Source organism: Devosia sp. 1635 (assembly GCF_013185955.1).
GTDB lineage: Bacteria > Pseudomonadota > Alphaproteobacteria > Rhizobiales > Devosiaceae > Devosia.
In genome coordinates this window covers 240772-261820 of the sequence record NZ_JABAOM010000005.1, presented here as the reverse complement: position 1 = coordinate 261820, position 21049 = coordinate 240772, and the positions used below count along the sequence as shown (strand labels likewise).

General features: G+C 63.1%; 21 protein-coding genes and 1 tRNA gene. 11 read left to right on the top strand and 11 right to left on the bottom strand.

The window, feature by feature from the left end:
• Positions 1-113: 113 nt before the first annotated feature.
• From HRU92_RS17470 to HRU92_RS17460, 3 genes are all read right to left on the bottom strand, one after another.
• Positions 114-190: transfer RNA gene (locus tag HRU92_RS17470), tRNA-Arg, on the bottom strand.
• 122 nt (positions 191-312) lie between these two features.
• The gene (locus HRU92_RS17465) at positions 313-1749 is read right to left on the bottom strand and encodes a HAMP domain-containing sensor histidine kinase (RefSeq protein WP_172122362.1); all 1437 of its coding nucleotides are present in this window, start codon (positions 1747-1749) and stop codon (positions 313-315) included.
• A gap of 33 nt (positions 1750-1782) precedes the next feature.
• Positions 1783-3204, bottom strand: coding sequence for an NAD(P)/FAD-dependent oxidoreductase (locus HRU92_RS17460; protein WP_172122361.1), 1422 nt, complete (start codon positions 3202-3204; stop codon positions 1783-1785).
• 239 nt (positions 3205-3443) lie between these two features.
• Between HRU92_RS17460 and rpmH the strand changes: the two genes are divergently transcribed.
• From rpmH to yihA, 4 genes are all read left to right on the top strand, one after another.
• Positions 3444-3578, top strand: a complete 135-nt coding sequence (rpmH, locus tag HRU92_RS17455) for a 50S ribosomal protein L34 (protein WP_127751898.1) — start codon at positions 3444-3446, stop codon at positions 3576-3578.
• A 23-nt stretch (positions 3579-3601) separates the two neighbouring features.
• Entirely contained in the window at positions 3602-4000 is a 399-nt protein-coding gene (gene rnpA, locus HRU92_RS17450) for a ribonuclease P protein component (protein WP_349236668.1), read from the top strand.
• Complete coding sequence (gene yidC / locus HRU92_RS17445; RefSeq protein WP_173088790.1) at positions 3997-5835, top strand: membrane protein insertase YidC; 1839 nt, start codon at positions 3997-3999, stop codon at positions 5833-5835. The genes rnpA and yidC overlap by 4 nt, the downstream gene beginning before the upstream one ends.
• 77 nt (positions 5836-5912) lie before the next feature.
• On the top strand, positions 5913-6557 hold the full coding sequence (yihA, locus tag HRU92_RS17440) for a ribosome biogenesis GTP-binding protein YihA/YsxC (RefSeq protein WP_172122359.1): 645 nt from the start codon (positions 5913-5915) through the stop codon (positions 6555-6557).
• An 8-nt stretch (positions 6558-6565) separates the two neighbouring features.
• Here yihA and HRU92_RS17435 read toward each other — a convergent pair whose 3' ends face one another.
• The 5 genes from HRU92_RS17435 to HRU92_RS17415 form a co-directional block, all read right to left on the bottom strand.
• A complete protein-coding gene (locus HRU92_RS17435; protein ID WP_172122358.1) occupies positions 6566-7273 on the bottom strand; it encodes a type 1 glutamine amidotransferase in 708 nt (235 codons plus the stop codon).
• 64 nt (positions 7274-7337) lie between these two features.
• Positions 7338-7769, bottom strand: coding sequence for a peptide-methionine (R)-S-oxide reductase MsrB (msrB, locus tag HRU92_RS17430; protein WP_172124829.1), 432 nt, complete (start codon positions 7767-7769; stop codon positions 7338-7340).
• A 219-nt stretch (positions 7770-7988) separates the two neighbouring features.
• Positions 7989-8552: a fasciclin domain-containing protein gene (locus HRU92_RS17425; RefSeq protein WP_173088788.1), complete on the bottom strand. Its 564-nt coding sequence runs from the start codon at positions 8550-8552 to the stop codon at positions 7989-7991.
• A gap of 232 nt (positions 8553-8784) precedes the next feature.
• Complete coding sequence (locus HRU92_RS17420) at positions 8785-9501, bottom strand: anti-sigma factor (protein WP_172122356.1); 717 nt, start codon at positions 9499-9501, stop codon at positions 8785-8787.
• Positions 9498-10043 (bottom strand): sigma-70 family RNA polymerase sigma factor, encoded by a 546-nt coding sequence (locus HRU92_RS17415; RefSeq protein WP_172122355.1) that lies wholly within the window; start codon positions 10041-10043, stop codon positions 9498-9500. The genes HRU92_RS17420 and HRU92_RS17415 overlap by 4 nt, the downstream gene beginning before the upstream one ends.
• A 149-nt stretch (positions 10044-10192) precedes the next feature.
• Here HRU92_RS17415 and argB point away from each other — a divergent pair, with 149 nt between their 5' ends.
• Positions 10193-11095, top strand: coding sequence for an acetylglutamate kinase (gene argB, locus HRU92_RS17410; protein ID WP_127751890.1), 903 nt, complete (start codon positions 10193-10195; stop codon positions 11093-11095).
• A 56-nt stretch (positions 11096-11151) separates the two neighbouring features.
• On the opposite strand, the gene HRU92_RS17405 is transcribed toward argB, so the two are convergent.
• Both HRU92_RS17405 and HRU92_RS17400 read right to left on the bottom strand, forming a co-directional pair.
• The gene (locus tag HRU92_RS17405) at positions 11152-12645 is read right to left on the bottom strand and encodes a DHA2 family efflux MFS transporter permease subunit (RefSeq protein ID WP_172122354.1); all 1494 of its coding nucleotides are present in this window, start codon (positions 12643-12645) and stop codon (positions 11152-11154) included.
• Positions 12632-13264 (bottom strand): TetR/AcrR family transcriptional regulator, encoded by a 633-nt coding sequence (locus HRU92_RS17400; RefSeq protein WP_172122353.1) that lies wholly within the window; start codon positions 13262-13264, stop codon positions 12632-12634. The genes HRU92_RS17405 and HRU92_RS17400 overlap by 14 nt, the downstream gene beginning before the upstream one ends.
• A gap of 157 nt (positions 13265-13421) precedes the next feature.
• On the opposite strand from HRU92_RS17400, the gene ilvA reads away from it, so the two are divergent.
• From ilvA to HRU92_RS17385, 3 genes are all read left to right on the top strand, one after another.
• Positions 13422-14936 carry a threonine ammonia-lyase, biosynthetic gene (gene ilvA / locus HRU92_RS17395; RefSeq protein WP_172122352.1) on the top strand — a complete coding sequence of 505 codons (1515 nt, stop codon included), beginning with the start codon at positions 13422-13424 and terminating at the stop codon, positions 14934-14936.
• Positions 14937-15032: 96 nt separating this feature from the next.
• Entirely contained in the window at positions 15033-16274 is a 1242-nt protein-coding gene (locus tag HRU92_RS17390) for a hypothetical protein (protein WP_173088786.1), read from the top strand.
• 89 nt (positions 16275-16363) lie between these two features.
• The gene (locus HRU92_RS17385) at positions 16364-17068 is read left to right on the top strand and encodes a pyrimidine 5'-nucleotidase (protein ID WP_172122350.1); all 705 of its coding nucleotides are present in this window, start codon (positions 16364-16366) and stop codon (positions 17066-17068) included.
• A gap of 11 nt (positions 17069-17079) precedes the next feature.
• On the opposite strand, the gene HRU92_RS17380 is transcribed toward HRU92_RS17385, so the two are convergent.
• Positions 17080-17448 carry a VOC family protein gene (locus HRU92_RS17380; RefSeq protein ID WP_127751884.1) on the bottom strand — a complete coding sequence of 123 codons (369 nt, stop codon included), beginning with the start codon at positions 17446-17448 and terminating at the stop codon, positions 17080-17082.
• Positions 17449-17581: 133 nt separating this feature from the next.
• Between HRU92_RS17380 and HRU92_RS17375 the strand changes: the two genes are divergently transcribed.
• The 3 genes from HRU92_RS17375 (at position 17582) to HRU92_RS17365 (ending at position 21002) form a co-directional block, all read left to right on the top strand.
• A complete protein-coding gene (locus HRU92_RS17375) occupies positions 17582-19459 on the top strand; it encodes an ABC transporter ATP-binding protein (RefSeq protein ID WP_172122349.1) in 1878 nt (625 codons plus the stop codon).
• 100 nt (positions 19460-19559) lie between these two features.
• Complete coding sequence (locus tag HRU92_RS17370) at positions 19560-19874, top strand: metalloregulator ArsR/SmtB family transcription factor (protein WP_172122348.1); 315 nt, start codon at positions 19560-19562, stop codon at positions 19872-19874.
• Positions 19875-19946: 72 nt separating this feature from the next.
• A complete protein-coding gene (locus HRU92_RS17365; protein WP_172122347.1) occupies positions 19947-21002 on the top strand; it encodes a cation diffusion facilitator family transporter in 1056 nt (351 codons plus the stop codon).
• Positions 21003-21049: the final 47 nt, after the last annotated feature.

Below are 21049 nucleotides of genomic sequence, written 5' to 3'. Positions count from 1 at the left end.
GCGCGGCCGCCGGCTGGCAACCGTCTCCCAAGGGAAAGCTGGCGCACTCACAACCGACCTCGCCGAGCACTGCGGCAAAGGCGGGTGGAATAATCTAAGTCATGGAAAAGAAGTGGCGCGCCCTAAGAGATTCGAACTCCTGACCCCCAGATTCGTAGTCTGGTGCTCTATCCAGCTGAGCTAAGGGCGCGCAGGCCATGTCTGGCCGCCTGGTGTGGGAGGCGGTTGGAACCGCTCTCTGCAGCAAGCGCGGCAACCCATACATGGGTGATCCGGGGTTGGCAAGGCCGTGCCGGGAAAATCCACAGGGCCTCACGACAAGCGCAGCGATAAGGGCAAGATCAGCTCGAAGCGGGTTCCCTGGTCCTGTTGGGCCAGCACCAGCCGCCCGCCATGGGCCTCGGCGATTTCGCGCGCGATTGCCAGACCAAGTCCGGTGCCGCCCGCGCGGGCGGAGCCTTCAAAGGCGACGAACAAATTGTCGCGGGCGCGCGGGGGGAGTCCTGGCCCATTGTCGCTCACCGCAATAACAAGGCCATCGTCGCGCTCCCCGGCGGATACGCTGACCTGGGGCGACTCCACCTTGACGCCAGCAGCCTCGAGCGCCTCACGGGCATTCTTCAACAGATTCACCAGCAATCGGCCGAGCTGGGTTTGGTCGACATTGAGGCGCAGCTCCTGAGGCGTTTCATTGTGGAAGCTGATCGTTGGGTGCCCCACAAGGCGGGCATCAAAGGCTGCGTCCTCCACCAGGGCACGCAACGCCACCGGCGCCAGTACCGGCAGCGCAGCGCTTTCACGGCCGTAATCCAGCACCGATTGGGCAAAGCCGATTGCCTTGTCGAGGGTGGTCACGAGGCGGGGCGCGAGGCGCTGCACCTTGGGATCGTCAAGGGTGGCCACCTGGTCGGACAGCAATTGGGCCGAGGTCAGGGTGTTGCGCAAATCATGATTGATCTTGGCGACGGCGAGCCCGAGATCGGCCAGATGCTGGCGCTGACGCAGCATCGAGAACAGATCGGCCTCCATGGCGGCCAGTTCCCGCTCGGCAATGCCGATCTCGTCGCGGCGGCCGGACGGGGCCAGGATCAGGCTCGCATTTTCCGGCGCCTGCCGGAAGGCCAGCATATTGGCGGTGAGCCGGCGCACCGGATAGATGAACAGCCGGCTGACCATCAGGTAAAGAGCCACGGCAGTCAGCGCGGCGATGATGAAGGACACCAGCACAATATCGCGGGAATAATCCAGCAGGTCCTGCCGCAATGGGCGTTCGGGCATCAGCACTTCAAGCAGGCTTTCGTCGACATCCCCCTCCCCCACAATACGCAGGGTCCGTCCCGGGCCGGCAAACAGCGTATCCATGGCACCCATGATCAAGGCAAAGGGATTGGATTCGCGGATATCGGCCGTAACCACGCGGTCGGGCGTGATCGGCTCGGTCAGCTCGATCATCTGACTTTGCCCTTCGCGCCGATACACAATGGCGTTGGCACCCGCCGAGGTCAAAAGCCGATCGGTGAGGCTGCGCGGGAGGGCTGGCACATCGGGCACGGCATCGAGCACGCGGGCTGCCACCATGCCGACGCGCATGCGGTCATTGAGCCAATTGGCGCGGAAGCTGGCGACGGACGGCAGATACACCACCACCTCCACCGTCAGGATCACGGCGATGATGGTGACAATGAGTTTGATGGACAGGCCGGAGAACCGGCCCGGCATAACATTGCGCGCGGCTGTCATCCCAGCCATTATAGTCAATTGAGGCGCGCTGGTAAGCCCCGCTCAGCCCAGCAAGCGCGGCAGCTTGAGACGGCGCCGTGTGGCGGGCGCAGATGCAGTTTTGCCCTCGAACTGCTCGGCCGCGCTACGCAGCACTTCGGCAAAACTGGGATGAGGCAGCACCAATTGCGCCAACTCGGCCACATGCAGGCGCCGCTCCATCGCAAGGACGATAATGGCCAGCATTTCGGCCGCCCCAATCCCGACCAGCGCCGCACCGGCAAGGGTTCCGTTATTGTTGACCACGAGCTTGGCGGCACCATGCGCAGCACCCAAGGCGCGGGCCTTCGGGTTCTCGCTCCAGTTGGCCCGCAAGATCTGCTGCCCGGATGCACCGTCGTGCGGCTCCGTGAGGCCGATCTGGGCCAGTTCAGGCGATGTCATCACCAGGGTGGGAGCAAGCTTTGAATTCGAGGTCTTCTTGCCCAGCAGCAGGCGGCCCAACAGCGCTTCGCCGGCGCGGCGCGCGGCATGGGGATGATTCTCGTTGGTAGCGCCGCCCACAGCGCTGACGCGATTATTGGTCGTACGACCGACCGCGCTCACCTTGATCTGCTCTGGCTGCTGGTCTGGGCGGGCGATGCCGGCCTTAGCAAGGTCCAACCCTTCGAGATCAGGGATGCGGCCCGTGGTCACCAGCAGGTGGGAGGCATCCAGCAAGGTGGTTTCGCCTCCGGAGTGCTGGAACTGCACCCCGATGCCCAGCTTGCGCGGCAAAACCGTAATTTCCACATTCTCGTGGAAGGCGATCCCCTCTTCCGCCAAGGCGCGCAGGAGAATGGCTCGGCTCTCCGCATCCGCTTCTGACAGGATCGCCCCGGGCGAGGTTAGCGTCACCTGGGAGCCCAGCCGGGCATGGACCTGTGCCAGTTCGAGTGCTGCGGCATCGCCGCCAATCACCACAAGATGGGTCAGCTTTCGCGTGTTGGCGACAATGGTGTCGGGGGTGAAAAACGGCACATCCTCCAGCCCGGGAATCGCCGGAATCTTCGGGGTGGCCCCCGTTGCAAGAATGAAGTGGTCGGCCCGGATGGTGGTCTGGCCGACAACCAGCGTTTGCTTGTCTGCAAATGCCGGGGCACCGGTGCGGATAACAATGCCAAGCGCCTGCAAACGCTCGGTCGAGCGCTCGGGGGCTAGTTCCGCCACGACGCGACTCACCTGCTCGCTAACCGTGCGGTGGTTGATCTTGGGCGGATCGCCGGCAAGACCGACCGCAGGGCCAGTTCGCCAGCTGTGGGCGCGCGCAGCGATACCGGCCAGGGCAGCTAAGGCCGCTGTCTGGGCCACTCCATCGCCCGCCTCGGGGTGACCGCGATCCACCAGCACTACGCTCGCGCCATAGCGGCGGGCGCGACACGCCAGTTCCACGCCCAGCGATCCGGCGCCAATGATGCAGAGATCAGGTTTGCTCAGTTCCGCCATTGCCGCTGGCCAAGGTAAAGATAGCGCGTTATGGGGCGATCCGCGGTTGAAAACAACAGCGCTCCGCTCTCCCCAGCCGATCTTGCGCAAGGGTGTGGTGGCGCGTTGACTTGCCGCCCCGTTTTGCCTATAGACGCCACCAACCGGCACCGTCCGAGCCCCGCGCTTGACCTGTGCCCCCATTTTCTTGCGCAAGCAGAGCCAATAAGAGGAACCGGGCGCAGGCGCGGTTTGATGTTATGAAGCGTACATATCAGCCCAGCAAGCTCGTGCGTGCCCGTCGCCACGGGTTCCGCGCCCGCATGGCAACCAAGGATGGTCGCGCGATCATCAACAAGCGTCGCCGCGACGGTCGCAAGAAGCTCACGGCCTGAGTGCCGCTGGCCGGATGACGGCCGTGGATGAAGCCGTAAGTTCCTTGCGTCGGCTGCGTAAGCGTTCGCAGTTTTTGCGGGCCGCCCGGGGCAATCGCGCCGGGCGTTCCGCCTTTTCGCTGCAGGCCATTGCCGCGGCGGATCCGGATGCGGGCATCGGCTTTACAGTTACCAAAAAAACGGGCAACTCGCCCCAGCGCAACCGCATCAAGCGCAGGCTTCGTGCGGCTGCGACCGAATGCGCGCCTTTTTTTCGGCCCGGCCATGATTATGTAATGGTCGGCAGGCCCGAAGCGCTCAGCGAGCCTTTCATTAAGCTGGTCAAGGACCTCGGCATCGCCATTGGGCGGGTGCACCAGGAGCGCTCACCAGACCAGCGCAACCCTTCGGGCCGCAGTGGCCACCGGAATCCCCGACCATGACAGACAACCGCAACGTGATCATCGCCATCATCTTGAGCATGGTGGTGCTGTTCGGCTGGCAGTTCTTTGTGGCAGGGCCGCAGCTGGAGCGCGCCCAGCAGCAGGCGCAGATCGCGGCGGAACAGGCCCAGAGCGAAGCGGCGCTCGCGACACCCGCGACCACCGAAGCGGGCACATCAGTTGCACCTGGCGCCATTGGTGCGGATGGCAACCCTTCTTATCCCGATCGCGAAACCGCCGTCGCGGCAACGCAGCGCATCACGATCGACACGCCTGACCTGCTCGGCTCGATCAACCTGACCGGCGCGCGGATCGACGATCTCGAACTCAAGCAATATCGTGAAACGGTTGAGCCGGATTCACCCATCATCACGCTGCTGACTCCGGCCGGCGCACCCAATGCTTACTTCATCGAGCAAGGCTGGGTGGCCGCTGGCGGCGCCAATGTCCCGCTGCCCACCGCGCAAAGCGTATGGACGCTCGAAGGCGACAATACCGTTCTGACGCCCGAAACGCCGGTCACGCTGCGCTTTGACAATGGGGCGGGCCTTATTTTCCGGCGCACCTTTGCGGTGGACGAGCATTACCTGTTCACCGTCACCCAGAACGTGGAAAATCTCAGCCCCACCCAGGTGTCGCTGTTCCCCTATTCGCGGGTTGTTCGGTATGGAACGCCCAAGGTGCAGAACTTCTTCATCCAGCATGAAGGCCCGCACGGCGTCCTTGGCTCGAACAATCTCGTTTCGCTGAAATATAGCGATCTGCAGAAGGATCAGCGCCGCCAGATCGACAACACGCAGGGCTGGCTCGGCTTTTCGGACAAGTATTGGGCAACCGCCGTGCTGCCCAACCCGCAGGCCAGCATCAACGCGCTGTTCTCCTGGAAGAACAATGCCGGCTATGACGATTACCAGACCAGTTTCGTGGAAACGACGCCGGTTGTAGTGCCACCAGGCGGCAGCGCCACGCACGAGACCTATGTCTTTGCCGGCGCCAAGGAAGAAGCCGTTATTGCCTCCTACGAGCAGCAATATGGCTTTGACCGGCTGGAGCTGTTGATCGACTGGGGCTGGCTGCACTTCATCACCAAACCCATGTTCCACCTGCTGACCTTCCTGCATGGTGTTCTGGGCAATTTCGGCCTCGCGGTCCTCGCGGTGACCGTGATCGTCAAGGCGATCTTCTTTCCGCTGGCGAGCCGTTCCTATGCCTCCATGGCGGCAATGCGACGCGTGCAGCCAGAGATGAAAGCCATCCAGGAGCGCCTCAAGGACGACCGTCCCGCCCAGCAACAGGCGATGATGGAGCTCTACAAGAAGGAAAAGATCAATCCGCTGTCTGGATGCTGGCCGATCCTGATCCAGATCCCGGTGTTCTTCGCCCTTTACACCGTTATCTTCATTAGCCTTGAAATGCGGCATGCGCCATTCTTTGGCTGGATCCGCGATCTGGCTGCGCCCGATCCCACCAATATCTTCACCCTGTTCGGCCTGATCCCCTGGGATCCGACCGCCCTGCCCCTGATCGGTGGCTTCCTGCATCTCGGCGTATGGCCCGTGATCATGGGCATCACAATGTGGGTGCAGATGAAGCTCAATCCGCCGCCGCCAGATCCGACTCAGGCGATGATCTTCAACTGGATGCCAGTGATCTTCACCTTCATGCTCGGCACCTTCCCCGCAGGTCTCGTGATCTACTGGGCCTGGAATAATACGCTCTCGATCACGCAGCAGTGGTTCATCATGAAGCGGCACGGCGCCGAGGTGAACCTCCTAGGTAACATCCTCGACAGCTTCAAGCGCAAGCCCAAGGCCGCCGAGCCGCCCAAGGCGTAATCGCCAAACACCACTATCCATGCTAGAGCCCGCCGGAGCCACACCGGCGGGCTCTGCCTTTTGAATGACGAGACCCCATGAGCGCACCAGACTATTCGCCCGACATCATCGAAAAAGGACGCCTGCTCTTCGCGCGCCCCTTTGTGTTCGTGAAAGGCTGCGTACGCATCGCCGACCTGCCGCCCATGGACAAGGTCGAGATCGCCTTTGCCGGGCGGTCGAATGTGGGCAAATCCTCGCTGATCAATGCCCTTTGCGGCACTTCGGGGCTCGCCCGCACGTCCAACACGCCCGGACGGACGCAGGAGCTCAACATCTTTGAGAGCACCAGCGCCGAGTTGCGCATCGTTGATATGCCGGGCTATGGCTACGCCAAGGCGCCCGAAGACAAGGTGCGCGCCTGGACCAAGCTCATTCACCAGTATCTGACCGGGCGGGCGACGCTGCGCCGGGTTTATGTGCTGGTTGATGGCCGCCACGGCCCCAAGGACAATGACCTGACGGTGATGAACGAGCTCGACAAGTCGGCCGTCAGCTACCAGATCATCCTCACCAAAGCCGACAAGCCTTCGGCGGAAGAGCTCAAAAAGGTCATCGCGGCGACCCAGGCGGCGATCGCCAAGCGCCCGGCGGCTCACCCGCAGGTGATCCTCACTTCCAGCGCCAAAGGCGATGGCTTGCGCGAACTGCGCACCGAAATCGCCATGCTGCTCGAGAGCTGAGCCCCCGCTCAGCGGCTGGCAAGGAAGCTCGCGATATAGCCCGCCACTGCCCGGCTGTCCGATGGCGTGGTGAAGGATGCACGCGCGGCCGCAACGACATTGTCGGCCGCAACGCCCTGACGCAGTTCAGCCAAAGCCAAAGCGTAGTCGTCGGTGAATTCGGGATGAGGCTGCAGGCTAAGCGCGGCCCCGTTGCGGTAGATCAGGCCGGCATTGGGCGTGAAAGCTGACGCGAGCAGGATCTGGGCTTCGGCGGGGGCCGTGATCACCTGATCCTGGTGCGAACAGCTGATCGCAAAGCTTGCTGGCGCCGCGCCCATGAAGGCGGGTTTGGCCACAACATCATAGCGGTGACGCCCGATACCCCAGCCTTTCTCGGATTTGCGCACCGTGCCGCGCAGTGCATCGGCCATGATCTGGTGACCAAAGCAGACCCCGACCATGGGTGTGCTCCGCGCATAGGCCCGGCGGATGAAGTCGCGCAGCGGATCGAGCCAGGGCAGATCGTCATACACCCCGGCCGATGAGCCGGTAATCAGGATGGCTTCCACCCTATCGAGGTCGGGCGGAGCGGCACCTGCTCCCACAGGCACCACATCATAGCTAAAATCGGCGCCGGCTTCCTCGAACATGCGCCGGAACATCGATGAATAAGGCCCGAAGCGCGAACGCAGTTCGTCGGGGACTTCGCCGGTCTGCAGGATTGTGAGTTTCATGAGGATGCCGATCGGATGGACCGTCGATCCTTATCGGACAAGCAGTTGCCCCTGCAAGACCGAGCTACGCCGTGGCGGGGACAAACCGCATCGCAACCCCATTGATGCAATAGCGCAAGCCGGTCGGGGCGGGACCATCCTCGAACACATGGCCCTGGTGGCCGCCACAATTGGCGCAGTGCACCTCGGTTCGGGTCATGAACAAAGAAGCATCCACTGAAGTGCCGACACCCCCTTCGATGAAGGTGTAAAAGCTGGGCCAGCCGGTGCCGCTATCGAACTTGGTGGCGGAGTCGAACAAGGCCTCGTCGCAACCGGCGCAGTGGAAAATTCCGGTGCGATGCTCGTCATTGAGCGGGGAGGTGAAAGCGCGCTCGGTGCCTTCGTGGCGCAGCACATCATAGGCGGCGGGCTCGAGCTTGGCCTGCCATTCGGCGTCGGTGAGCTTGAACGGAAAATCGCCTTCAGCGGCGCTGCTGTTGGCGGGGCGCAGCATCGAGAAGGCGCCGAGGGCTGCAACAGCACTGCCACCAAGCAAAATGGTTCGACGGGAAACGGCCACGGCATGCTCCTCAAAAAACCAGAACCGCCTGTGCGGCGGCGCTGATGGTGCAGTCTAGGTAGCGCTTGAAGGCTGCGCATCACAAGATTTGGTGAGGGTCCGCCCGAAGGCGAACCCCCTCAGCTTAGGGCGGGTGCGGCCGCCCCTCGCTGATTACATGTCCGACTTGGGCGTCAGCACGGCGTCGATCACGTGGATCACGCCATTGGACTGGATCACATCGGCAATGGTGACATTGGCGACGGTGCCGTTTTCGTCGGTAACGGTCACGCCGCCATCAGCTGCAGCGAGGGTCAGCGTGCAACCGCCAACGGTCTCGACTTCGTGCTCGCCGCCATCTTCCTCGACCATGGAGACGATGTCAGTGGACAGCGCCTTAGCCGGGATCACGTGGCAGGCAAGGATGGTCGCGAGCATTTCCTTGTTTTCGGGCTTGAGCAGGTTTTCGACAGTCCCTTCAGGCAGCGCCTCGAAGGCTTCGTTGGTCGGGGCCAGAACGGTGAACGGGCCCTCGCCCGAAAGCGTATCCACGAGGCCGGCGGCCTTTACGGCAGCAACCAGGGTGGTGTGATCAGCTGAATTGCTGGCGTTCTCGACGATGTTCTTGTCGGCAGACATGGCTGCGCCGCCGACCTCAGGATTATCCTGGGCAAAGGCGACGCCGCCAAAGGCGGTAACCGAGAGCATGGCGGTAACAGCAAGTGTGGAGAGCTTCATTGTAGAGTTCCTTCCTCGTGATTGTTTGCCCGTTATTGGCTCGGACATGGGAAGGTACGGAGGCCTGCCGTGGGCAGTTTCGGCGATTTCAGCACCGAAACCGAGAAAAGCGCTGAAACTTTTTGCCGCTCGGGTTCGTACGCCGGCAGCGCGTATTGCTTGAGAGACGACGTAGAAAAGGGCGCGAACCAGGTCGCGCCCTTGAACCACCCGAGCTAAGCAGAGGCCTCTGCTAGATGCGAGTGACCTGGCCCTGCGCCACGATCGGGCCGGTGGCCACCCCGGTGGGCGAGCCACCCTTGGGCTCTAGCGTCAGCGCCAGGCTCGAGCCTTCGCCCCAATGCTCGAGGATTTCGGGAGAAACCTTGACCTCGATCGCCTCGCCAATGGGCACAACGCCCATGGAGATCACGCTGTCATCCTCGATGGCCCAGAGTTCGAGGTCCTGGTCGGCCGCGGTTGCCCCGGAAAGAGCAGTCAACCGCAACGTTCCCGCGCCGTCGTAAAAGGCAAGGAAGCGAACATCGCTGCCTTCGGCCTCGAGCGCCGCCACCAATTGGGTCGTCAGCGCCTCGGCGCTGAGTTCGGGGCGCAGCAGGTTCGCGCCGATGGCGAACACGGCGATCGCCGCCGCTCCGGCCGCCACAGCGCGCCAGAACGCCAGACTATCCCAGAAACTGCCCCAGCCCCGGGCTGGCTCTGGCTGGCCGAACAGGCGCCCCTCGATCCGCGCCAGCAATCGCGCCGGCACCGGCGCTTCGGCGAACTCGGCATCCAGAGCGGCGAAGCTGGAGGTCCAGAAGTGCTCTTCTTCCTGCAGTGTCCGATCATCGGCGATCATCTCTGCCATGCGACGATGCTCATCCGGCCCGAGCAGCCCGAGCACATATTCGGCAACAAGCGCGCGTCGCCCGCTGGCATCTCCGCCGCTCTGATCACCCATGCTCATGCCGAAAGACACTCTCTTAATCTGAGCAAACTGCGCCGCAGCCAGGTTCGCATCGTGTTCAACGGGATGCTGTGCCGCTGGGCCAGCTCCTCATAGCTAAAGCCATCCAGATAGGCGCCGCGAACCGCTTCGGCCCGGTCGGGCTCGAGGGTTTGCAGGCAACTATCGATCTGCCCGCGGACCTGGCGATCCGCGGTCGCCTGCTCGGGGTTGGGTGCGTCGTCCGCAATATCGAGCGCCGTGTCGATGTCGTCGGCAACAGGGCGGCGGGCTCGCAAAATATCGAGCGAATGGTTGCGCGCCACGGCCACGAGCCAGCTGATCGGGCTGGTATGGCCAGGAACATAGCGATCGGCGCGCTGCCAAATCTTTACATACACCTCCTGGATAGCCTCTTCGGCTTCCGAGCGGTCCTTCAAGATACGCAGCACGACGCCGAATAGTTTCGCGCTGGTGCGCTCGTAAAGGCTGCGGAACGCCGCGCGATCGCGCAAGGCACAGCGGGAAATCAGCTCGGCGATCTCGGGGCTCGGTGTCTGCATAACCTGTGTTGTAGCGGGCGGCGGCAAATCCGCAAGGGCTCAGCGCATCGAGGCGTTGGCAAATGGCCGATAGCGTCTTTTCCTTTGCCGCGTCATGCTCTAGACCCTCAACCGTCTTTTGGCCCGCTTTGGGGAGAAATGGTCTGTCCATGACGCAGGAAAACAACACAGTCGACCGGTTCTCCCATGATGCGGGGATCCTGGCTCAGGCGCTGCCCTATATGCAGCGCTATGAAGGCAAGACCGTCGTGGTCAAGTATGGTGGCCATGCCATGGGCGACCAGGCCCTCGGCCAGGCCTTCGCGCGCGACATCGCGCTGCTCAAGCAATCCAAGGTCAATCCGATCGTGGTGCATGGGGGCGGGCCGCAGATTGCGTCCATGCTCAAAAATCTCGGCATCGAATCCAAGTTCGAAGGTGGCCTGCGCGTCACCGACCAGCGCACCATGGACGTCGTGGAAATGGTGCTGGCCGGCTCCATCAACAAGGAAATCGTTGCCCTCATCAATGCCGAAGGCGAATGGGCGATTGGCCTCTGCGGCAAGGACGGCAACATGGTCTTTGCCCGCAAGGCCGAAAAAAAGGTGCGCGATCCCGGGTCCCATATCGAGCGCGTGCTCGATCTGGGTTTTGTCGGTGAGCCGGTGGAAGTGGACCGCACCCTCCTTGACCTCCTCGCCCGCTCCGAGATGATCCCGGTGATCGCGCCGGTCGCTCCCGGGCGCGATGGCATGACCTACAACATCAATGCAGACACCTTTGCCGGGGCCATTGCCGGCTCGCTCGGCGCCAAGCGCCTCCTGTTCCTGACCGACGTGCCGGGGGTGCTCGACGCCAATGGCAAGCTGATCCCGGAACTGTCGGTGCGCGAAGCCAAGGCGCTGATCGCCGATGGCACCATTTCGGGCGGCATGATCCCCAAGGTCGAAACCTGCCTCGAAGCGCTCGACAATGGCGTTGAGGGCGTGGTGATCCTCAACGGCAAGACCCCGCATGTGGTACTGGTCGAACTCTTCACCGAGCATGGGGCCGGCACGCTGATCGTGCGCTAAGCCGGGCCGTTGTCACTGCCCAAAACACGAAGGCCGCCCCGAGGGGCGGCCTTTTTTTAGTGTTCCACCACCACTTGCGGGGCTGGAGCGCCCTGCCCCTGCCCGCCGCCACGCTTGAACAGCGGCACCGCCAGCAGCACGAGGAGGAAACTGGCCACCTGGTACCAAAGGGCAAAGCTCGCCGCATCGGCAAAGGCGATCTGGGGCATGTTGCCGGCGGCCAGTTCGCTCCCCAGCCGGCCAAAGAACATCTCGCCCACCAGCGCAATGCCCAAGGCACCACCCACTTGCTGAAAGGCCTGCAGCGCCCCCGATCCGGCCCCCGCATCGCGCGGCGGCACATAGCGCAGCACCAGCTGGAAGAGGGACGAAAAGCCCAGGCCCAGCCCGATGCCCGCAATCAGCAGTGGGGCGAGGAAGCTCCATTGATCGATGCTGTCGCGGGCGGCCGCAATGATGAAGTGGAGCCACAAGATCCCCGAGGACAGCAGGATGCCCGAGGCGGCGAGCCGGCTGCGCAGCTGGCGCGAACCCAGCCGCCCGGCAATAAACGAGGCCAGCAGCACGCCCACCGAAAAGGGCGTATTGGTCAGCCCCGATTGCAGCGGGGTAAAACCGAAGCCCGATTGCAGCAGCAGCGAAATCACCATGAACATGCCCGGAATCCCCGACGCAAAGACGGTGATCACCAAGGCACCAAACATGAAGTCCTTGTTGGTGATGAGGTCGAAGTTGAGCAGCTGTGGCTCGCCGAGGCGCGCCCGGTTACGCGTCCAAAGCGTAAAGAGGACGAGCCCGACCACCCCAGCCACAATCATCGCAAAGCACCAGGCCGGCCAGCCATAGGCACGTCCTTCGATGATGGGAAACACCAGCAGCACGATGCTGGCGCCGAACAGCACGATGCCGACATAGTCATTCTTGAGCCCGGCATGGCCTGGCAATCGGGGGATCAGCAGATAGCCTGCAACAATGGCGGCAATGCCCACCGGGATGTTGACGAGAAAAATCGGCTGCCATTCCAGACCGAACAGATTGGCGGAAATCAGCAAGCCACCCAGGATGGGTCCGCACACCGAAGCGAGGCCCGCCGACAAGCCGAATAGGGAAAAGGCCTGTCCTCGTTCATGGGGCGGAAAGGTCACCGTCGCGATGGCCAGCACCTGCGGCGTCATCATGGCGCCGGCAAGACCCTGGATCACGCGGGCGATGATCAGGAATTCGATATTAGGCGCCATGCCGCAAAGCGCTGAAGCGGCAGTAAAGGCGCCGACGCCCCACAGGAACATGTGGGTGCGGCCCACAATGTCGCCCAGCCGCCCGAACGGCAGCAGGCCTAGGGCGAAAGCCAGCACAAAGGCGGCAACCACCCATTCGATCTGGCTGTCGGTCGCCCCCAGCCCCTCGCGCATGCTGGGCAGGGCCACATTGACGATGGTCACATCGATCAGATTCATGAAGTTGGCGATCAACAGCACGAACAGCGCTGGCCAGCGCCGGGGATCGGCCGTGTCGGGCATGGCCGCCGACGCGGGATTAGCTGTGGACATGATCTTGCTTTCCTTGGACAGTGGTGGGAGCGCCAAAGGCGCGCTCAAGCTCGGCAAAGATGTGCTCGAGCGGGGTGCGAAGCGGCGTCCATAAACGCCAGTAATCGGCAAGGGTGCCGGTGGTGATGAGGGCAGCAGCCAGCGGGTCGAGGTCGGCGCGGAACGAGCTATCGGCGATGCCGAGCTCGAAGATCTCGGCGAACTGGCTACGCCAGAAGTCGTGGATGGGCGCCATGATCGCAGCGATCGCTTGATCGCGCCGGGCGCGCTCCATCATTTCGGTCAGCACGATGATAAGTTCGGGCGTTTCTTCCACCGTTTCGCGGAAGTCGTCGAATTCCAGGCGCAGCTGCTCCAGGGCACTCTTGCCGGTACGGGGCCGGCGTTCGGCCTGGGCCCGGAAGTCGGCTCGCAAGCTCTCGGCGACGAGGGCAACAAGGGCTTCCTTGCTGGGCACGTGATAGTGCAGGGTCGCGATGTTGATACCCACGCGAGCGGCAATGTCGCGCGTACGCAGGCCCCCCAGCCCGCGCTCAACAATGATTGCGCGCGCCGCCAGCGCTACGGCGCGCCGACGGTCATCGCCGCTGCAACGTTTGGGAAGGGGTTCGCTGGACATCGCGCTCAACTCTGGGGAGCGGGGTCCTAGCGCACCTGAAAGCGCCAATCAATCATTTGATTGGGACCGCGATGATTTTCAGCCATGCACTGATCGGCTGTTGACATCGCTGCTGGCGAGGTCGAGTTCCCCATTGCCATCGTTAGCGGAGCGCACCATGCAGGATTATGTCCGCCGGATCTTGACCTCCGCGGTTTATGAAGTTGCCCAGGAAACCCCGCTCGAGCGCTTGCCGCTGCTGTCGGCGCGCTTGGGGGCCGATGTGCTGCTCAAGCGCGAAGACCTGCAGCCGGTGTTTTCCTTCAAGATCCGCGGCGCTCATAACCGCATCGCCCAGCTCACCGCCGCCGAGCGCGTGCGCGGCGTCATCTGCGCCTCGGCGGGCAACCATGCCCAGGGCGTTGCGATGTCTGCCACGCGGCTCGGCATCCGCGCCATTGTAGTGATGCCCACCACCACCCCTACCATCAAGATCGGCGCGGTGCGCCGTCTGGGCGGCGAAGTGGTGCTGCATGGCGACGGGTTCGATGCCGCGCGTGCCCATGCCGCCGAGCTGGCCGCAACCCATGGCTATGTCGTCGTGCACCCGTTCGACGATCCCGATGTGATCGCCGGGCAGGGCACGATCGGGCTCGAACTCATGCGCCAGCAGCCCGGCTCGATCGGCGCCATCTATGTCCCAATCGGCGGGGGCGGGCTGGCAGCCGGCATTGCCGCCATCGTCAAGTTCCTGCGCCCCGATATCCGCGTCATCGGGGTCGAACCGGAGGAAGCTGCCAGCATGAAGGCGGCCATTGCCGCTGGCCATCCCGTGCCGCTCGACGAGGTGGGGCTGTTTGCCGACGGCGTTGCTGTGCGCCAAGTGGGCGACGAGACCTTCCGGCTCTGCCGCGAGCTGCTCGACGACATCGTGCTGGTCTCGGCCGACGAGATCTGCGCTGCGATCAAGGATATTTTCGATGATACCCGCGCCATTGCCGAGCCCGCCGGCGCCCTGGCGCTGGCCGGCTTGCGGCGCCAGGTCGAGCTGGGCACCGCCCCCAAGGGCCCGCTCATCGCCATCAATTCGGGCGCCAATGTCAATTTCGACCGCCTGCGCTATGTGGCCGAACGTGCCGAGATCGGCGAGCGCGCCGAAGCGCTCCTGGCCGTCACCATTCCCGAGCGTCCCGGCAGCTATCGCGATTTCATCCGGCTGATCGGCCAGCGCTCCATCACCGAATTTAACTACCGCTATGCCCATGGCGAAGCCGCGCGCATCTTTGTGGGCGTCAAGCTCAGCCGTGGCGACGCGGAAAAGGCCGAGATACTCTCGCTCCTCGCCAATGCGGGCCTCTCGGTCATCGACATGACCGACAACGAGGTCGCCAAGCTGCATGTGCGCCATATGGTCGGCGGGCGCGTCGCCAATCTGGCCGACGAGGTGATCTACCGCTTCCAGTTTCCCGAACGCCCCGGCGCCTTGCTGCGCTTCCTTGAGGGGCTGACTGAAGCCTGGAACATTTCGCTGTTCCACTACCGCAACCACGGTGCCGATTATGGGCGCGTGCTGGTGGGCATCCAGGTGCCGCCCGAAACCCGGGCTGCCTTTGAAGCCCATCTGAACGCCATCGGCTTTCCGTTCTGGGAAGAAACGGGCAACCCGGCCTATAAACTTTTCCTTGGAACCTGAGATCGGCGGAACCAGCAGGCGCTCCGGGGCGTCATGCTGTTGCCACCAACAGCCAGCATAGTCACCCTTCACCCCACTCCAAAAAGCGGAGCCGCCATGACGCCGACCAGAAACAAGCACCTTTTTGCCCTGTCCGGGATGGCCACCCTGGCCATGCTCCAGCCCGCCATGGCCTTGGATGCGCAGAGCTTTGTTGATCGGGTGGAGGCCATTTACGAGCCGCTTGGCTATGAGCTGAGCTTTGGCGAGGCAACGCTTGAAGGCGACACCATCGTGGCCAAGGCTGTTCGCATCGGCGTTGGCGGGACGGCCGGCGAGCCGGCGCCCTACACCGTGACGACCGACATTACATTTAGCGGCGTTACCGAGCTGGCCGACGGCGCCTATATGGCTGAAACGGTTACGGTTCCAGATATCGACACCGACTTTGCCACCGATCCGGTGGGGCACCTCACCCTCAAGGATGTGCGGCTCGAGGGCTTCTACCTGCCGGCCGGCGAGACGATCTCGGCCGATGCCGTGTTGCAGCTGGTGCGAGCGATCAAGACGGGGCCGATGACGGTGACCCGTGATGGCGCGCGGGTGGCGAGTGTCGCCTCCATGGAAGCGGTTTCGACCTTCAATCCCGAGCCTGGGACCGGGCCACTGGTGGATTTGACCTCGACGCTGGCGATCAATGACATTGATCTGGACCTGTCGACCATGAAGGACGACGACCCCGAAGCCGCCGCTGACATTGAGGCCCTGGGGCTGACGCAGGTGCAGGGCGATGTCAGCCAGTCCATGAGCTGGGCCATGGCCGACGGGCATCTGGTGGTGGATAAGTTCCTGTTTGATTTCAACGATGTGGGCGCGCTCGACCTCCGGTTCGACCTGCTCGGCGTCACGCCGGCGCTGATGGACAAGCTCGGCAAGGCGCAGGCCGCGACCGAGGCGCAGGGCTATGATCCCGAGAGCAAGGAAGCCCAGGCCGCCCAGATGATGATGGGCATGGAGTTGCTGCAGGGCGTGACCCTGGTCGGCGCCTCGATCGCTTATGACGACGCATCGCTGGCCGACAAGGCGCTCGATTTGTATTCGGCAAAACAAGGAGTTGAGCGGGCTGAGCTGGTTGAAGGCCTCAAGGCCAGCCTGCCGCAGATGCTGGCGGGTACCGGCGTTCCGGCGCTGGCCGATCTCGTGACCGGGCCGGTTTCTGCGTTCCTTGATGACCCGCAGAGCCTTGAAATTGCTGTTCAACCGGCGAGCCCGACGACCCTCCTTGTGTTGACGGCTGCAGCGGCAAACCCCGCGGGATTGCTGTCGATGCTGGGGCTGGCGGTTACCGCCAACGAGTAAGCCCAAGGTGCCAAAAAGGCCGGTTCGCCGGCCTTTTTCTTCCCCCGATAGTGGTGAATTCATTTAGATGAACGTGTTATGAACGGCTTATGAACGAGCTTTTGCCGCCGCGGATTGCAAGCCTATCGCATGTGCAGGATTGGGTGTTTGATCTCGACAACACCCTTTATCCGCGCACCTGTAATTTGTTTGCGCAAATCGATATCCGCATCACCAATTACGTGATGGACCTGACGCGCCTAGACTTCGAGGCGGCGCGGGCATTGCAGAAAACCTATTACCGCGATTTCGGCACGACGCTGAACGGGCTGATGCATGGCCACAAGGTCGACCCCGACCATTTCCTCGATACTGTGCACGCGATCGATTATTCGCCCGTCGCCCCCCATCCCGAACTGGTGGAGGCCATTCGCGCCCTGCCCGGGCGCAAGTTCATTCTGACCAATGGCGATGTCAGCCATGCCCGCTCGGTGCTGCGCCAACTGGGTGGCGGGGATTTGTTCGAGCATGTGCACGACATCCGCGCCATGACCTTCGTGCCCAAGCCGCACCGGCAGGCCTATGAGGGTTTTCTCAAGGCCCACGACATCGATCCCAACCGGGCGGTGATGTTCGACGATCTCGAAAAGAATTTGCTGGCGCCCCATGAGCTGGGGATGTCCACCGTGCATGTGGTGGCCGGCGAGGACTTCGTGCATGACCAGGTGGAAGCCTGGGAACTCGGTCGTGGCGCCGGCGCGCATGTGCACCATATCACCGACGATCTGGCGCGGTTCCTGCGCGAGCTGCCCTAGGGGCTGCACCGCTACATAGTGTTGAGGTGCAGGATATTGCCGTCGGGGTCCTTGAACCAGACCATGCCGAAATCGCCGGCATGGTGGATGTCGCCCCGCAGCTCCATGCCCGGATAATGTTCGAACACCACACCTTTGGCAGCAAGATCGGCGGTAATCGCCTCAAGCTCGTCGCCGACGCCCCAGACCACGGCATTGGCCTGGTTGGTGCCGGCATAATCGGAGCGGTAGACGACAAGCCGGGTGCCGCCGGTACGAAAGGTCAGCACATCGTCGTCACCCCCTTCGAGCTCCAGCCCCAAAATGGTGCCATAGAAATGCTGCGCCCGCGCGATATCGCTGACTGCAACAATCGCCGAAGAGTCTTTCTGCTTGAGCATCCCATCCTCCCTGCAGGCTTATCCTGACCATGGCTGAGATCGGCCTTATTGTGCGCCCAGTGGGGGCGATGAAACAAGCCAGCACTGCTGACCTGCGCTGCTCGTGCGGTCCCCTTCGCGCTAGGCTGAAGCCATGAGCCAATTTGCTTCCCGCCGTCTACCACCGGTTCCCGAGGAAGCCGCCAGCTTTCGCGAACGCATGCGCAATCTGCGCCATCTCGGGCGGCTCCTGGCGCAGATCTGGCGGACCAGCCGGTTCCTCACCGCTGCAAGCATTGGATTGCGGCTAGTGGCGGCGGTGCAGCCGGTCGCCATGCTTTATGTGGGCAAGCTGATCATCGATGAAGTGGTGCGGCTTTCCGGCTCGCCAGCGCCTGGCTCAACCCTGGCGGAATGGTGGGCGAGCGGGTCGCTCAACACGATCGCGGTGCTGCTGCTGATCGAATTGGGGCTGGTGATCGGCTCGGACCTGCTGTCGCGCCTGACCGGCCTGGCGGATTCGGTGCTGGGAGAATTGCACTCCAATACGGTCAGCGTCGAGTTGATGGCCCATGCCGCCAGGCTCGATCTGCGCCACTTTGAATCGGCGGAATACCAGGACCGGCTGGAGCGAGCACGGCGGCAGGCCGCGGGCCGCAATGCGCTCCTGAGCCAGATCTTCGGGCAGGCCCAGGATATCATCACCGTCATCACGCTGGGCGCAGGCCTGTTTATGTATGCGCCCTGGCTTATTGCGCTGCTGCCCCTGTCCTTTGTGCCGGCGATCTGGGGCGAAACGCGGTTCAATACCCTCGCCTATTACCTCTCGCGCGGGCGCACTCCCGAGCGGCGCGAGCTGGAATATATCCGCCATGTCGGGGCCAGCGCCGAAACTGCCAAGGAGATCAAGCTGTTTGGCTTGGGCGGCTTCCTGATCAACCGGTTCCGCACCCTCGCGCAGACCATCTTTGTCGAGAACCGGCGCATCGCCATCCAGCGGGCGGGCTGGGGTGCGTTGTTCGCCGCCATCGCCACCCTCACCTATTACGGCGCCTATGGCTATATCGTTTGGCGCACCATCACCGGGGCTTTTTCCATCGGCGATCTCGCCTTTCTCTCGGGCTCGTTCCTGCGCCTCAATGGCTTGTTCCAGCGCATCCTGCTGGGCTTCACCAGCATTGCCGGCCAGTCGCTTTATCTCGACGATCTGTTCTCGTTTTTCGAGATCGAGCCCACCATCGTGCCGCCAGCCCATCCCAAACCCTTTCCCCAGCCGATCCGGCGGGGCGTGGAGTTCGAGAATGTCGGGTTCCGCTATCCCGATACGGATACCTGGGCGATCCGCAATCTGAGCTTTACCCTTGCCGCCGGGGAAACCTTGGCGCTGGTGGGCGAAAACGGCGCGGGCAAGACCACGATCGTCAAGCTGATGACCCGGCTCTACGACCCCGATGAAGGGCGGATCACCGTCGATGGCGTGGATCTGCGTGACATGCTGATCGAAGATATCCACGCCCATATCGGGGTGATCTTCCAGGACTTCATCCGCTATAGCCTTACCGCGCGCGAAAATATCGGCGTGGGGCGCATCGAGTTGCAAGACGACATGGACCGGATCAAGGCCGCGGCCGAGCAAAGCCTCGCCGATGGGGTGATCGCCAAGCTGCCCCTTGGCTATGAGCAGCCGCTGGGGCGCCTGTTCAACAAGGGCCGCGACCTGTCTGGCGGGGAATGGCAAAAGATCGCCATTGCCCGCGCCTATATGCGCGATGCCGAACTCATCATTCTCGATGAACCCACCGCCGCGCTCGATGCCAAGGCGGAAGCCGAGGTGTTTGCGCGCTTCAAGAGCCTTGCCGCCGGCAAAACCGCGGTGATCATCTCGCATCGGTTTTCAACCGTGCGCATGGCCGACCGTATCCTCGTGCTGGAAAACGGGGCGATCCTGGAATCCGGCTCGCACGAGGATCTGGTGGCGCTAGGCGGGCGCTATGCCGAACTGTTCGAGTTGCAGGCCGCCGGTTACCGCTAGGATGGGCATCTGAGCCCGTCCCTGCCGGGCCAGGGTCGGTTTTGGCCTTGGCAAGCTGCACAGAACAGCCTTAGCTCTGCCCGAGTCCTCAAGAGGTTGCATGATCACCCCGAACGACAGCCAGATCACCCTCATCGCCGAAACCTATCGTCTCCTGGGCGATCCGACGCGGTTGCGGGTAATGCTGGCTTGCCTGGCGGGCCCGATCGCCGTCGGGGACATTGCCCACACGCTCGGCGTGTCGCCTTCTCTCGTCAGTCACCATCTGCGCTTGCTGCGCTCGGCGCGCCTCGTGCGCGGCACGCGGCGTAACAAGCAGGTGTTCTACGAGGCAGAAGACGATCACATCGCCCATATGCTGACCGATATGATCGAGCATGTTGGCGAGGAACAAGGCGGAGACGCCGGGTCTTGATCACAGCAGCGTGTGAGTCTTGCATCCGACATATGAACAGCTATTCATATGATAGAGGATGAGGTGACGTGGATGAACGCAGATGGCCATGAGGGGGATGCCAGGGCGGCGGCCGGTGCGGGCGCAACTGTGGCCGGGCATGTCCACGATCACCACGATCATGATCACGCCTCCCACAGCCATGGGCACGACGATCATGGCCATCGCCATGATCGTGGCGGGCACAGCCACGCCCCTAAGGTCGGGGCCAATAATGAACGCGTGGTGCTGATCGGCTTTGCGCTGACGGCTGGCTTCATGCTGGTGGAAGTGGTGGCAGGATGGCTGTCGGGCTCGCTGGCGCTGATCGCCGACGCCGGCCACATGCTGACCGATGCGGCGGCCCTGCTGCTGGCCTGGGCCGCGTTCCGTTTTGGGCGGCGCGCTTCCGACGCCACGCACACCTTTGGCTTCATGCGGCTCGAAGTGGTCGCCGGGCTGGTCAATGCACTAACCCTGTTTGCCCTGGCTGGCTGGATCCTGTTTGAGGCGGTGCAGCGGGTGATGTCGCCCCAGCCGGTGCTGGCGGGGCCGATGCTGGTGGTGGCGATCCTCGGGCTGGGGGTGAACCTCCTCGTTTTCCGCACGCTCCAGGGCGGGGATAAGGATCACGTCAATATTCGGGGCGCCGCGCTCCATGTGCTGGGTGACATGCTGGGTTCTGCCGCGGCGATCGTTGCTGCCATCGCGATCTGGCTTACGGGCTGGATGCCGATCGATCCGATCCTGTCCTCCCTTGTTTCGCTGCTGATCCTGCGCAGCGCCTGGAGCTTGCTGCGCAATTCGCTGCAGATCCTGATGGAAGGAGCGCCCGGCAATGTGGTGGTGGAGGAGATCGGCCCGTTTCTGACCAAGACCGTGCCGGGGCTGGGGGCGGTGCGGCATATCCATGTCTGGTCCATCACCTCCAGCAAGCCCTTGGCGACGCTGGAAATCGCCCTTGCTCCCGGAGCCGACCCGGCTGCCGTTACCCGCGCCACCAAGGCGGCGCTGTTGGAAGCCTATGGCATTGCCCATTCCACGGTGGAAATCGATTGGAGCCAAAGCCCGACCCATTGTGCCCTGGGTGACGCAGCGGCGCCGGCCTGAGACGTCGCAACTGCCCACCGCGCGCCCCCTTGGCGCCGCCGCACATC